Below are 12322 nucleotides of genomic sequence, written 5' to 3'. Positions count from 1 at the left end.
CGGTTTTTTTGAAGCTAATTTTTACACTCTCTTTTTAATACCTTATCTCAAAATATGACACCTTTCTTTAAAGCCGCTTCTCAAAATACAGATACCCATCTTTAAAACCGTTTCTCAAAATACAGATATCCATCTTTTTTCATTACAAAGGAAAATCCGTGCTTTAGATACATACTTATTGCTTTTTTAAGGGCCGGATCTGTTTTAAGAAGAGCACCCGCACAATTTTTCTCTGCAAAATTCAGAGCAGCCAGAAAAAGTTTTTCTCCGTTTCCTTTACCCCTGTATTCCTTTTTAAGGTAGATGCGCCTGATTTCGCACATGTTCTCCTCAAGTTTGCGGACCCCTGCGGTGCCCACTACCCTGCCGTCATCAATTCCTACGAAAAAGGCTCCATCTTTTGATAAATAGTAGCTGTTTATGTCCTTCAGGTCGGCGTCTTTAAGCCTGTCATACTCAAAACCGTGCTCCAGCAGGACTCCCAGGACAACTTCACGGACTTCATCCATTCTGGAATCGTCGTACATCTGGATTATCATTCTTCTCTCCTTGTTTTTCTCAATTCGGGGCTTTTTAAAATTCAGGTTTTTTCGATATATTCCTGAGGCCCGTGGTATTTCTGGAGGCTGAGGTATTTTTCAGGGTGTTTGAGGAAATCCAGGGATAATGTGTGGAAAATTTCACTGCCTTTGAGAAGGATCTCTTCGTCAATATCAAAAGCGCATGAATGGTTGATCTCCACTATTCCTTTTTTCTGGTTCCTCGTGCCGAGTGAAATAAAAATTCCCGGCACTACCTGCAGATAGCTTGCAAAATCTTCGGCAGCAAAGGTCTTTTCGATTTCCGGGTAGACCGTGAGCTCAGGGAAGCTCTCATGCAGTTTCAAGTTTACAGCTTCCGTGAAAAAAGGGTCATTTACCAGGACCGGATATCCGTGCAGGATATCAAGTTCATAGTCCGGAAGGCCTGAAAACTCCTCTCCGTGTTTCAGGTATTCTTGTTTTATTTTTTCAAGGCACTCTTTTATCGTCGCGTCGATAATATCTGTTGTCTCGCTGTCAAATGTCCGGTAGCTCCCGAGAATCCCTACATTGTCAGGTGTCCTGTTAAACTGAGCACCGCCCTGGATCCTGCCCACTCCAAGGACATATTTTTCTTTATCAAGCCGCTCCTCAAGAGCGGAATTGAGGCTGTTTATAAAGTATACAGCCATCCTCACAGGGTCAATGCATTTTGCTGGCAGTGAGATGTGCCCGCCTTTTCCTTTTAGTATAACTTCGAAACGGTTTGTGCTTGCCATAAAAGGTCCGGGACGAAACCCCACGCTTCCGGACTCGTGATTGGTAAAAATATGCATGCCAATTATCGCGTCCACGCCTTCAAGCCCTCCTTCGGCGATAACCCTTTCCGAGCCCCCGGGCGGGATCTCTTCTGCGGGCTGGAAAATCAGGCGGACTTCTCCGGGAAACTCTCTGTTTTCCATAAACATTCTTGCAGCCCCAAAGAGCATTGCCATATGCCCGTCGTGCCCGCAGGCATGCATTACTCCCTCGGTTCTGGAAATATATTCCCTGTTTCTTTCCGCAGGCTCTTCCTGTACCTGGAGTCCGTCAGTATCCGTCCTGAGGGCAATGCAGGGACCGGGCTTAGTTCCGCGGATGCTTGCAAGCACGCCGGTATCCGCAATCTTCCTGCCTTCTATACCAAGCTCTCCAAGAATTTTCAGGATTCTTTTCTGGGTTTCGTATTCTTTAAAACTGAGTTCGGGGTATTTGTGGAATTCTCGCCTCAGCCGGATAATCCAGGAATCAAGCGATTCTCCACTCGGGTCATCTCTCAAACTTATTACCTCGGATCTTCTGCACACGCAGGTTATTCCGTTTATTTTTTATGATGTTCCGCATTTTTTTTCAGAGCATACTTTCAGTATTCTTTATTTTACTTCTTTAGTATATATTACTCCGGGTATATTACTCCATTTTTTCGAAATAAGCTAATTTTATCAGGAGCCAAAACATCGGCAGTTAAATACATGAATAGTACAATACATTTTATCGCGTCAATTACCTGAAGTCCGGTCTCAAATCCGTTTATATTCAGGTATTTTTAAGGTTGTTATTAAGGTTCATTATCAGGTTATTATGGCCGTTACAGGTCCATTCTTTATGGGAAACTCTTGACTGAAAACCAATCCGTAGCAGTTAAGTTCGGCAGACTGGATTATTTTTACAGGCTCCAGGGATGATACAAAATGCTTAAAACACGCCTCAGAGATTTTCTTCTTACAAAAGACAACTGGCTTTTTGCAGTTTCTGATTATTTCCGTACCGATGGGATAAGAGCCACGCTTCGCTACGTTCCGGATGAAACCGGAGAGAGGGAATTAAACGGAGTAAGGTACAAAAAATATGATTTCGGTCCTGCTTTCGAATTCATGAAAAAAAATAGGCCAGAATGGGTCCGGGACGTGCACGTTGTCCCTGAATCCGAAGTAGAAAAAGTGCTCCGCCCTTCTGACATAATTCCCGAGCTTATAAATTCCGACAGCCGTGTAAGGGCAATAGTAAAAGTGCTTGACATGGCGGAAATTCCCAGGACAAGTATGGGAGTCACGGGTTCAATGCTTGCAGGCCTGCAAAATGAGAGTTCAGATGTCGATTTTGTTGTCTACGGTCCCATGTGGTTCAGGGCAAGAGATGCCATAACCGCTGCTAAACAGCAAGAGGGGCCTGTGGAGGAACTGGATGAAGACATGTGGCAGAGGATCTACAGAAAAAGAATCCCTGAGATCTCTTTTGACGAATTCATGCTGCATGAGTCCAGAAAAGGCAACCGCGGCATGGTAGAAGGCACATACTTTGACCTCCTCTTCGTGCGGGAATGGGACCAGATTAAAGAACCCCTGCTGCGGGGAAAAGATACCGTCAAAATGAAAATTGAAGCCGAAGTTATAAATGCTGACTTTGCCTTTGACAGCCCTTCCTATTATAAAGTGGAACACGAAGAAATCGACCATGTGCTTTCCTACACTCATACATACGCAGGCCAGGCTCTCCCCGGAGAGATCATAGAAGCCCGCGGAGTGGTCGAAGAAGTAGGGGACATTAAGCGGCTTGTTGTGGGTACTTCAAGGGAGCCGAAAGGGGAATGGATAAGGTCTCTCACATGGCTTGAAAAGTGCGGATACATTTGATTCATCTAAATATCCACAATTAGCCTGAAAATATTTTCTCCGGCTTCAGTCTTGAGAATTTTATCTCATTCCATTTTACTCTCTTTTTTATTTTATTCCATTTTACTCTATTTCACTTTATTTCATCCCATTTTACTCTCATTTACTTTATTTTGTTTAATTCTATTTTATTCTAATTTACTTTTTTTCATCGCTGCATATGATGCCAGAACCCCGGCTGCTGCAAATAAAACTCCTGCCCCAGGGGCACTTTCACTTTCTTTTTCCGTATGTGAAACCATATTCCCTTTATTCTCTTCTTCGGGTGTTTCTCCTTTGCTCATAAGATTATTCTCTTCTCTGGCAGGAGTGATTTCAATCGGCTGGCTTTTTTCGTCAGGACCTGAGATAGCAAAAGGTGAAAATCCCGGAGTTTTTGCTTTAAAGTAGAAGAAATCTTCGTCTTCTCCGGTCAGGACTGTGGAAAGTTCATTCCATGTGTCGTCACTGTACCTGTAAAGGGTTATCGTGTTTTCACCGATGCTGTTTTCGGAGAGCCATATCCGGTTTACCCTGAAGCTTATGCTGGCGTTTTCAAGGTTTTCCGAGCTTGAAAATCCGCTGTTTCCTACCCATATATTCAGGTTTTTATAGACCGTTCCCGGGGCAGGCTTTTTAACTAATATGGACGTGTTCTTCAGCATCTCTACAATCGTTGTTGTTTTTCCAAAATTCTTTTTGGGGTCAAACTCAATAGCAACGACATCGTTTGTCTCTCCTCTGAACGTGTAGCAGGTATGGACTCCTTTGAAGACCTGCTCATTTGAAATCTCCTTTAGCTCTACATTCCTTGTCGATTCAGGAGATCCACCTCCTCCGCCTCCTCCTCCGCTTCCGCCGCTTCCCCTGCTCCCGCTGCTTCCTCCGGAAGACTGGATTTCCTCAATAACTGTGATATAACCTGTTTTTGTCCTGGTATCATTTCCATAGGTCTTATTGACTGCCCTGAGAATTACAGTATATGTCCCGGCTGTTTCGTAGGTCCATACAGGATTTTTTTCTAAAGAGTCAGTGATTCCGTTTCCGTCAAAGTCCCATTCCCAGGAATCCGGATTTCCTGTGGACAGGTCAGTGAACTGGACTTTAAGAGGGCTGGTGCCGGAGAGGGGGCTTGCGGAAAAGTTAGCTTCCGGGGGAGGGCATGTCACAATTATTTCCAAATCTCCCGTGACAGGGATGGCGGAGACTGAATATGCGGAAATATTTCCTGAAAGCCTGAAGTTTCCAGGTGCAGCAGACGGAGGTACTGTCACCCTGTAAACGATTGTTTTTTCTCCTCCTGCCTGAAGGCTTTCTACCCAGACCCATTCCAGGGTAGACTCTTTAAACGTCTCAATATTCTGGAAAGTAGCTCCTGCACTTTCAACCACATTCACATTCCATCCCTCAGGAAGGTTTTCGTCAAGGGCGAGGGCTTCAATGTTCTGGTCTGTTGATATATTTACGGTAACTGTAAAACTCCCGCCTGTATAAGCTATTCCTGTGGCTGTTCCTGTAGAGATTTCCCTGTTTGCCTCTATTCCGGAGGCTGAAACCGGAAATACAGCTATTGTAAAAAATAGGATCAGTATAATGCCGGAGATTAAATGCAAAAATCCTGTCCGGCTTTTTACTTCCCGGGGTTCGATCATTTTCATGAAGATGAATCCTTTATATTTCCTGGTTTATCTGCAATTGCTTATCTGCATTTTTCGCCACTATCTATCTTAAATTCTATATTCTGTATTGGTGTATATTATTATAACTGTTTTTGGCCTGACTTTTATCAAATAATTGAAGATTTTTCCTTTTTCAGCATCCTAAGGCCTGTTTATTTCAGGCAGGAGACGAGATAACTTCAAGTCTGTCCGCAGTCAAAGTCACATATAAATAAAACAGTGTTCTATTCTCTTCTATGATAACACGAAAAAGTTACATATGGCTTGCTCTGGCTTTTATAGGAATTGCAGCCACAGCTGCAGTGTTTGCTTACCCCGGACCTGCTGGAAATACAGTCCAGGCAGACGGGCGCGAAACCATTGCTCAGGGAGGAGAAATGGCTGTTAACGGGATTGAATCCTCTTCCAGCGTAATAACAAAGGCAGAACCTGTAAATCCTTTGGAATTTCTTACTGCCGGGGCTGCAGGGACTGATTCGGCAACTGAGGTTACGGTTTATAACAACAACCTTGCTCTTGTGAAAGAACGCCGGAAACTCGACCTCAATACGGGAGTTAACAATATCGAATACACTGATGTTGCAGAGCTTATCGATCCTACATCTGTCATATTTGAGGACACAAAAAACAAAAATACTGCCGTCCTTGAACAGAACTATGAATATGACCTGGTAAGCAGCTACAAGCTTCTGGACAAATTCCTGGGCAAGGAAATCACTGCAACCGAAAAGGAAGGAGAAACCTATACAGGTACTCTTCTAAGCCATGACGGCGGGGTTGTGCTCCAGCTGAGTGACGGAAAAGTAGTGAGTCTTACAGAAGTTTCCAGACTCGAATTCCCTGATTCCGCAGGTCTGCTCACAAAACCTACCCTCGTCTGGCAGATTTATTCCCCCGTATCAGGCAGCAGGAATGTCCTCACATCTTACCTTACAGGTGGCATGAACTGGAAGGCGGATTATATCGTGAAGACTAATGCTGATGACACAAAAGCTGACATCCAGGGCTGGGTCAGCATCGATAATCAGGCTGGGACCACCTATGAGGACGCCAGGTTGAAGCTTGTTGCAGGAGAGGTCCACCGTATAGCTGTACCGCAGAGGAATTATTATGAAGAAGCTGCAGTAGAAGAGGAAGTAGCATACGATAGTGTAAAAGAAGGTTTTGCTGAAGAATCTCTCTTTGAGTACCACCTTTATACCCTGGAAAGGCCGGCAACTCTTAAAAACAAGCAGGTTAAGCAGCTTTCCCTACTTTCCGCGGATTCCGTGCCCGTGAAAAAGGAACTTATCTTTGATGTCTCAAAAAGCGATAAAGTACAGGTAGCCCTTAACCTGACCAACTCAAAAGACAGGGGCCTTGGAATGCCTCTCCCTGCCGGAGTATTGAGGGTATACAAATCTGATTCCGAAGGTCAGCTCCAGTTCCTCGGGGAAGACAGCATAGACCATACCCCGAAAGATGAGGAAATTAAGGTAGTTGTCGGAAACGCCTTTGATGTAACAGGCACCAGGACCCAGACCGATTACAAGAGAATAAGCACTGATGTCTGGCGGGAGAGCTACGAGATAGAACTGAAAAACCATAAGTCTCAGGCACAAAAAATACGCATCGTAGAACACTTCTACGGGGACTGGGAAATTACCACGGGTTCAGATACTTATGAAAAGACGGATGCTTACACTGCCGAGTGGGAAGTAAACGTACCCGCAGACGGCTCTAAAAAGGTTACTTTCACGGTGGAACGTAGATACTGAATCCAGCAATTTAACAGGTTGCCTCTTATTATATTTTCCGATGTATTCTAAGAGGCTTTACCTGTTTCAATATTACTTAACTTTATCAATTGGAAGAAGTCAATCTTCCTGTTGTTTTTTCCTGAAGTTTACTGGTCTGGCAGAATTTTTGGGGACAAATCCTATCTTAAATTTCATTTTTCTGGATGATCTGTTACAGATCTTTATTTATGGGTCCGGATTTAAAGACCTGGATTTTAGTGCAGGATCCTCAGTATTAGAGATTTTATATGATTAAACCATATAATCAACTGTTTTGGTTTTTTATTTTTTTGAGTATTTTTTAGCTTTTTGTATTTAAGCTGGACAGGTCACTGACAGTTCAAGGCCACTGGCAATTATTAACATTTTATTGTATGTGGGTGGTGAAGGATGAAAGTAAAGTTGAATATGAAATGCTTAGCTCTATCTGTATTCTGTGTCCTTTTGATTGTGTTCCTGGGGGCGGTTCCCTCTTTTGCCCAGATGGGGCAGGGTGGAGGATCTGGGGGCGGGCAGGGAGGAAAGCCTGTTGACGGCATGGGCCCTGGAATGGGACATGGAATGATGAATGGTTACGGGTTTGACAGGTACGACAGCAGGTTTGCAGGCTTCGGATCAATGATTTTCAATGAGGCATGCAGCAATTTTGGAATCCCTGTGGAAACCGCACTTTCCGATCTCGGGCTTCCGAAGGATATGGGTCCGCAGCTTACGATTCTTGAGGTTGAAGAGCATTACGGAGTTACAGGGCAGGAAATTGCGAGCTACATGGCTGCGAATATGCAGCAGAAGCCTGCCTCTATTAATTCCTGGCAACAGCTCATGATGCGCCAGCAAGCTGTACAGAACATGAGGGGTATGGGACAGGGAATGCATTTCATGCATAAGGGACGCTTTGAATATGGGAACTATACAACCTTCAGTTTTGATAACAGTTCAGGAGAAGTCAGCAGTTTTGCGGTTGGCGGAGACCTGATTTTCAATTCGGTTACGGTTTCTGATTTTGCCTTTAAGGAAGAGAGGGTTGCAGGGGCAACTGCTGTCTACGAAGGTGCTGACAGCCAGATTTTCCTCCACGATAACCTATGGGAATCCTGCAGGTCCGGGCTTTTGCCAATAAAACCGTAGTTTTTGACCTTGCGGAAGAAGTGGAAGCAAGCATGGATACCGAACTTTCCGACAGTCCGGGAGATGCAGTCATTGTAAATATTTCCAAAAATAATTTTGCAGGATACCTTATTGTCTTCAAGAATTATCTTGCTACCGCCACTGGTGACGAGCCTATCAAAGGACCTGATGCCAGGATTTCAGACGGCAGGGTTACAGTGACTCTTGTAAATAACAGTGTGGTCATGTTCCGTGGAAGTCCCATGGACCCTGCTCTCATGCAGACAGGATACCGTTACGGCCCCCATATTGCATACATGCACCAGGTGCTTAGCCGGGAAATTGCCCGCGGCAGAATCGGAGCCGAAATATCACTCCGTGCAGGCGGGGATAATGCATCCGTTGTGAATTACACTCCCATGGGCGTGCACATCAGGGAAAGGGACAGGGACCGTGTAGTCCTCGAGGTGAATTCCGATCTTCCAGAAGGCAGAGTCATTACCATAAATGTAGACAACGAGACCGTCAACCTTTCCAGTCCAGACCGCATCAGGCTCCGCTTTGATGGGAAAGTGATTGAAAAAGCGGGAAATATCGATGAACTCTTCGCCGGCGGAAGCCGTCTGCTCTGTTATCTCTTGCAGGAAAACGAAACTGCGACCATGGCAGTATATATCCCGGGGTTTTCGGAACATGAAATTATAATTGACATTAAGCCTGAAGCCGGGGAAGAAAGGGCTGGAGAAGAAACAGAGGAAGAAGAGACTACTGATGAGAGCAGTGAAGCTGAACCTGCACCAGCTTTTGAATTTGGGGCAGGTATTGCGTTAGTGGCTTCCATATATGTATTGAGGCGCAGCAAGCAGTGAATAGTTTTTCCCGGTCTGCTTAAATTCAGTATAATTGAAAAATAGGTTCAGAGGCGTTGAGCTCCAAAAATCTGCATTATATTTTCTTATTTTATTCTTTTTTTCCTAAATTCTGCAACCTCTAATTATTGGTTTATCATTCAGGAATATGTGTTCTTCGCATATTATTTCTCTTTGCCTGACAGTGTTCTATTTCATAAGATTATTATATCCTTTATAAGACTGTTATATCCTCTTTGATATTCTTCAATCATATCCTCTTTGATATTCTTCAATCTTTCAGGTTTTCTTCGTTAGCTCTTTTTTGTATCAATTATTCTTGATACTCGTCCTCCAGACTTTTAAATTTGGATTCCTATTTTTATTATAGTTTAAATCATTCAATGGAACTCCGAGGTCAAATATGAAAATAGAAAGTGATGGAGTAAAGGAAGAAGGGAATCCTGAATATAATCCTGAAAATAATCCTGAAAATGATGAAGAAGACTTGCTGTATACACATAAACCTGAAAACCGGGGCAATAGTATGCAATGGAACTCTGCTTTCTGCAGAAGACCGGGTCATTAAAAATGCACAGAACACCTGAAAATTCGTAGCTTCTAACTAATTTTAACAGTGATATGATTTCTTTTAGAAGAGGTATTGATATGTCATTTTTAAATGAAATGTTGCCTGAAACTGCAGAAGCTTTTGGACAGATGAGAAATTCCATTTTTAAAGACGCTTTTTTTGATCTTAAAACAAAAGAATTAATTGCTGTCGCTTCCTCGGTCCTTATGCGCTGTCAGTTTTGCGTTGACACGCATTCTCAAAGGGCTATTGTTGCCGGAGCAACAAAGGAGGAAATCGCAGAAGCCATTTCTGTTGCAATGTTTGTTGCTGCCGGTTCACAGATAGGGTGGACAAACGTATATGAGGAAAATGTATACAACAGAATTTTCGAGAAGGATAAAGACAGGAAAGAAGAGGATTGCTGCTGTTGCTGTGAGGACTGAGAGACAAACCATTTCCACTATTTTTGATTCCTTTACAGCTAGTTGAATTCATTTCACCCGGTTTTTTTGGACTTGGGTTTGCTACCGCAGGGACTGCAGGTAGGGCCCTGTGTGGGTGTCGTTAGAGGGAAGGATGATCGGAAAGCCGGCAAGTCTTTAGCTTGGCAGCAGTTCAAATTTTCAATATATTATTCAAAATATCTCCGAATTCAGGGTTCAGCCTGTAAAACCTCCATTTTGAGACATTATAGGCTTCAATGACCCCGCAGTTTTTCAAAATCGCCAGGTGGTGGGAGACCAGGTTTTGCCTCTCATTTAACTTGAATATCAGTTCGCAGACACAGTGGTCTCTCTGAGAAAGAAAATAAGCAATTTTCAGTCTTATCGGATGTCCCAGAGCACTAAATATCTCACTTGCTTTTTTAATGTCGTTGTCCAGAAAATCTATTTCCTGGAGCATTTTTTCTTCCCATTCCTTTTTTTTCTCCGGGTCCACAGGGCAGCAATAACTCATGAATAAAAGAAGTTAAGCTTTCTAAATAAATTTTTTCATATCAATTTTGTTTGATATTAAACTTATTATTATTTATAAGCGATACTTTTCGACTTCGAGTCTGGAGGATCCATATCAATATATTTTGATATCTAACCTGCATTTTTTTATCAAACGAATCCTGAACTAAATTGAAAGATTAATGCGTGTTTATTGAATTTTTTTCTGCATCCGAATGATCCAGGTAAAATATTTATATCATATATTATACTTGAATATATCAACATATTTTGATTCTTTAATCCTTTTCTTATATGCATAAATACAGAACCTGATTTAGGAGAATTGTAATGAAGCGATTGCATAAAATACAGGACAGAGAACGAATTTCTTCTTCGTTTCAGTCCTTTTTGAAAAAACCGCTCCCTATTTTAGCTATTTTTTTTGTCCTTTTCAGCTCAGGCTGCATGGATATTAATGGTTCCGAAAGTGAAGCCGAGACTGTTGAAACCGCTGCTGACATTAATAATTCCGTCAGTGGAGCAGGATTGGTCGAGGTTACAGATCTGAGCCAGATTGACGAAGCTCTTGATAAAGGTCCTGTTGTGTTGAAACTTGGTTCTAAAAGATGCATCCCCTGTCAGGAACAGGAAGAGATACTTACAGAGATTCTACCGATATATCAGGATAAAGCTTCAATAATGCTCATTGATGTCAATGAGTACCCTGAATTTGCATCAACATTTGGGGTAAGAGTTATTCCAGATACCTGTGTTATTACAGTCATCGAAGACGGTAAATATATCTACATGCGGCAGGACGGAACTGAAAGTTCGGAGAGAGCAAATGCAAGGTTCCTGGGTGTTGTCGATAAAGCAACCCTTTCAGAGACTCTTGGGAAAGCCATCGAAGACAGAAACCATGGAGAGTAATTTATGTTTTCTGACTTTCTGCCGGTCGCCGCTTTCTTTGCAGGGTTGGTCAGTGTACTCTCCCCCTGCATCCTTCCAGTAATTCCGGCAGTTTTTGCTTATTCAACTGAACAAGGAAAGTTCAGGCCTCTTGCAATAGTATTGGGGTTGTCTATTTCCTTTACCAGCATGGGGATTGTCACCTCTCTTTTCGGAGCAACGCTAACTGCATATCTCGATCTACTTTACATCTTCGCCGAAGTTCTTCTGGTCACAATGGGTATTTCACTGATCTTTGACCTCAATATTTTCAATGTTTTTGGAAATTTTTCTTCACTTGCAAATTCCCGAAAGGAAGGACTTTTCGGAGGTCTTTTGCTCGGTCTCTCTCTGGGGATTGTCTGGCTTCCATGTGTGGGCTCAGTACTTGGCTCAATCCTTACAATGGTAGCAGTTTCAGGAAAAGTTGCATATGGGGCACTGATGCTTTTCATATATTCTATCGGCTTTTCCATTCCAATGCTTCTTGTTGCTTACTCTGCAAGCTTTTCTTCCACAAGGCTTCAGAAAGTTTCAAAGTATGGTTTTCCTTTAAAAAAAGTTGCAGGCATCATTGTTTTATGTGTCGGCTTTTATATGGTTTACCAGAACCACTTCAGCGGATTCTGAGTTTCTTAGACTCTTCTAAACACTTATTTTTTTGATCGCGTAAGTGTTAAAACAGTGCCCGGTAAACTGATTGTTATTTGTAAAAAATGGATTTTTGAACTAATAGAATTCTAAACCAGTGACCACCAAATATATATGGATATATGTGCATATATCCATATAATTATGCTTGATAGTAAAGTGAAATTCTTTAAAGCTCTCGGAGATGAAACACGGCTTACCATCCTCTCTTACTTGCTGGAACACAGCTACTGTGCCTGTGACTTTTCTTCCCTTACAAAAAAGGACCAGACAACGGTTTCAAAACATTTGAAAGTCCTAGTTGAAGCTGGAATTTTAAAGTACGAAAAGCAGGGAAGAAACGTAATTTACAGCATTAAAAACGAAGAGATCAGCTGTTTGCTATTATCTCTTGGAATCCGGGATATAAAACCCTGTTGTGATGGGCAGCAGGCTTCAGGAGTATGCTCTGTTTCAGAGGTATGTCCTGTATGTAAAACCGAATACCGAATCAACAACACTATTAATGGGAGTACTGAAAACCGGGTTGAAAACAAAGTTAAAAATAACTGACAGTAAGCTCAAGATAAATAGAAAAATATCAATGGT

Annotated in this window: 13 protein-coding genes; 9 read left to right on the top strand and 4 right to left on the bottom strand. The window is 42.6% G+C overall.

What is annotated here, in order from left to right:
• Nucleotides 1-101 precede the first annotated feature (101 nt).
• A complete protein-coding gene (locus MSMAS_RS13135) occupies nucleotides 102-539 on the bottom strand; it encodes a GNAT family N-acetyltransferase (RefSeq protein ID WP_011034158.1) in 438 nt (145 codons plus the stop codon).
• Nucleotides 540-580: 41 nt separating this feature from the next.
• Complete coding sequence (locus MSMAS_RS13130) at nucleotides 581-1840, bottom strand: M20 metallopeptidase family protein (protein ID WP_048046623.1); 1260 nt, start codon at nucleotides 1838-1840, stop codon at nucleotides 581-583.
• A 411-nt stretch (nucleotides 1841-2251) separates the two neighbouring features.
• Here MSMAS_RS13130 and MSMAS_RS13125 point away from each other — a divergent pair, with 411 nt between their 5' ends.
• Nucleotides 2252-3193, top strand: a complete 942-nt coding sequence (locus MSMAS_RS13125) for a nucleotidyltransferase domain-containing protein (protein ID WP_048046622.1) — start codon at nucleotides 2252-2254, stop codon at nucleotides 3191-3193.
• Between the two features lie 167 nt (nucleotides 3194-3360).
• Here MSMAS_RS13125 and MSMAS_RS13120 read toward each other — a convergent pair whose 3' ends face one another.
• The gene (locus MSMAS_RS13120) at nucleotides 3361-4869 is read right to left on the bottom strand and encodes a PGF-pre-PGF domain-containing protein (protein WP_048036743.1); all 1509 of its coding nucleotides are present in this window, start codon (nucleotides 4867-4869) and stop codon (nucleotides 3361-3363) included.
• A gap of 257 nt (nucleotides 4870-5126) precedes the next feature.
• Between MSMAS_RS13120 and MSMAS_RS13115 the strand changes: the two genes are divergently transcribed.
• The 5 genes from MSMAS_RS13115 (at nucleotide 5127) to MSMAS_RS13105 (ending at nucleotide 9640) form a co-directional block, all read left to right on the top strand.
• Nucleotides 5127-6647, top strand: coding sequence for a DUF4139 domain-containing protein (locus MSMAS_RS13115; protein WP_015412402.1), 1521 nt, complete (start codon nucleotides 5127-5129; stop codon nucleotides 6645-6647).
• Nucleotides 6648-7058: 411 nt separating this feature from the next.
• Nucleotides 7059-7796, top strand: a complete 738-nt coding sequence (locus MSMAS_RS18975) for a hypothetical protein (protein ID WP_155395375.1) — start codon at nucleotides 7059-7061, stop codon at nucleotides 7794-7796.
• Nucleotides 7754-8644: an MAST domain-containing protein gene (locus MSMAS_RS13110; protein ID WP_155395374.1), complete on the top strand. Its 891-nt coding sequence runs from the start codon at nucleotides 7754-7756 to the stop codon at nucleotides 8642-8644. Before MSMAS_RS18975 ends, MSMAS_RS13110 begins: the two co-directional genes overlap by 43 nt.
• A 403-nt stretch (nucleotides 8645-9047) precedes the next feature.
• Nucleotides 9048-9212, top strand: coding sequence for a hypothetical protein (locus tag MSMAS_RS18970; protein WP_155395264.1), 165 nt, complete (start codon nucleotides 9048-9050; stop codon nucleotides 9210-9212).
• A gap of 80 nt (nucleotides 9213-9292) precedes the next feature.
• Complete coding sequence (locus MSMAS_RS13105; RefSeq protein WP_048046620.1) at nucleotides 9293-9640, top strand: carboxymuconolactone decarboxylase family protein; 348 nt, start codon at nucleotides 9293-9295, stop codon at nucleotides 9638-9640.
• 172 nt (nucleotides 9641-9812) lie between these two features.
• On the opposite strand, the gene MSMAS_RS13100 is transcribed toward MSMAS_RS13105, so the two are convergent.
• Nucleotides 9813-10154, bottom strand: a complete 342-nt coding sequence (locus tag MSMAS_RS13100) for an ArsR/SmtB family transcription factor (protein WP_052728071.1) — start codon at nucleotides 10152-10154, stop codon at nucleotides 9813-9815.
• 329 nt (nucleotides 10155-10483) lie between these two features.
• On the opposite strand from MSMAS_RS13100, the gene MSMAS_RS13095 reads away from it, so the two are divergent.
• The 3 genes from MSMAS_RS13095 to MSMAS_RS13085 all read left to right on the top strand — a co-directional run bounded on the left by MSMAS_RS13095 (nucleotide 10484) and on the right by MSMAS_RS13085 (nucleotide 12286).
• Nucleotides 10484-11065, top strand: coding sequence for a thioredoxin family protein (locus MSMAS_RS13095; RefSeq protein WP_048046619.1), 582 nt, complete (start codon nucleotides 10484-10486; stop codon nucleotides 11063-11065).
• Nucleotides 11066-11068: 3 nt separating this feature from the next.
• Complete coding sequence (locus MSMAS_RS13090; RefSeq protein WP_011034169.1) at nucleotides 11069-11713, top strand: cytochrome c biogenesis CcdA family protein; 645 nt, start codon at nucleotides 11069-11071, stop codon at nucleotides 11711-11713.
• A 165-nt stretch (nucleotides 11714-11878) separates the two neighbouring features.
• Nucleotides 11879-12286, top strand: coding sequence for an ArsR/SmtB family transcription factor (locus MSMAS_RS13085; protein WP_015412404.1), 408 nt, complete (start codon nucleotides 11879-11881; stop codon nucleotides 12284-12286).
• Nucleotides 12287-12322 lie beyond the last annotated feature (36 nt).

Source organism: Methanosarcina mazei S-6 (genome assembly GCF_000970205.1).
Taxonomy (GTDB): Archaea; Halobacteriota; Methanosarcinia; order Methanosarcinales; family Methanosarcinaceae; genus Methanosarcina; species Methanosarcina mazei.
This window is presented reverse-complemented; position numbering and strand designations above follow the sequence as displayed.

What these genes read in the sequence shown, in the direction of transcription:
- MSMAS_RS13135 (WP_011034158.1), bottom strand. Translation starts at nt 539, where the DNA reads ATGATAATCCAGATGTACGACGATTCCAGAATGGATGAAGTCCGTGAA.
- MSMAS_RS13125 (WP_048046622.1), top strand. Translation starts at nt 2,252, where the DNA reads ATGCTTAAAACACGCCTCAGAGATTTTCTTCTTACAAAAGACAACTGG.
- MSMAS_RS13120 (WP_048036743.1), bottom strand. Translation starts at nt 4,869, where the DNA reads ATGAAAATGATCGAACCCCGGGAAGTAAAAAGCCGGACAGGATTTTTG.
- MSMAS_RS13115 (WP_015412402.1), top strand. Translation starts at nt 5,127, where the DNA reads ATGATAACACGAAAAAGTTACATATGGCTTGCTCTGGCTTTTATAGGA.
- MSMAS_RS18975 (WP_155395375.1), top strand. Translation starts at nt 7,059, where the DNA reads ATGAAAGTAAAGTTGAATATGAAATGCTTAGCTCTATCTGTATTCTGT.
- MSMAS_RS13110 (WP_155395374.1), top strand. Translation starts at nt 7,754, where the DNA reads ATGGGAATCCTGCAGGTCCGGGCTTTTGCCAATAAAACCGTAGTTTTT.
- MSMAS_RS18970 (WP_155395264.1), top strand. Translation starts at nt 9,048, where the DNA reads ATGAAAATAGAAAGTGATGGAGTAAAGGAAGAAGGGAATCCTGAATAT.
- MSMAS_RS13105 (WP_048046620.1), top strand. Translation starts at nt 9,293, where the DNA reads ATGTCATTTTTAAATGAAATGTTGCCTGAAACTGCAGAAGCTTTTGGA.
- MSMAS_RS13100 (WP_052728071.1), bottom strand. Translation starts at nt 10,154, where the DNA reads ATGAGTTATTGCTGCCCTGTGGACCCGGAGAAAAAAAAGGAATGGGAA.
- MSMAS_RS13095 (WP_048046619.1), top strand. Translation starts at nt 10,484, where the DNA reads ATGAAGCGATTGCATAAAATACAGGACAGAGAACGAATTTCTTCTTCG.
- MSMAS_RS13090 (WP_011034169.1), top strand. Translation starts at nt 11,069, where the DNA reads ATGTTTTCTGACTTTCTGCCGGTCGCCGCTTTCTTTGCAGGGTTGGTC.
- MSMAS_RS13085 (WP_015412404.1), top strand. Translation starts at nt 11,879, where the DNA reads ATGCTTGATAGTAAAGTGAAATTCTTTAAAGCTCTCGGAGATGAAACA.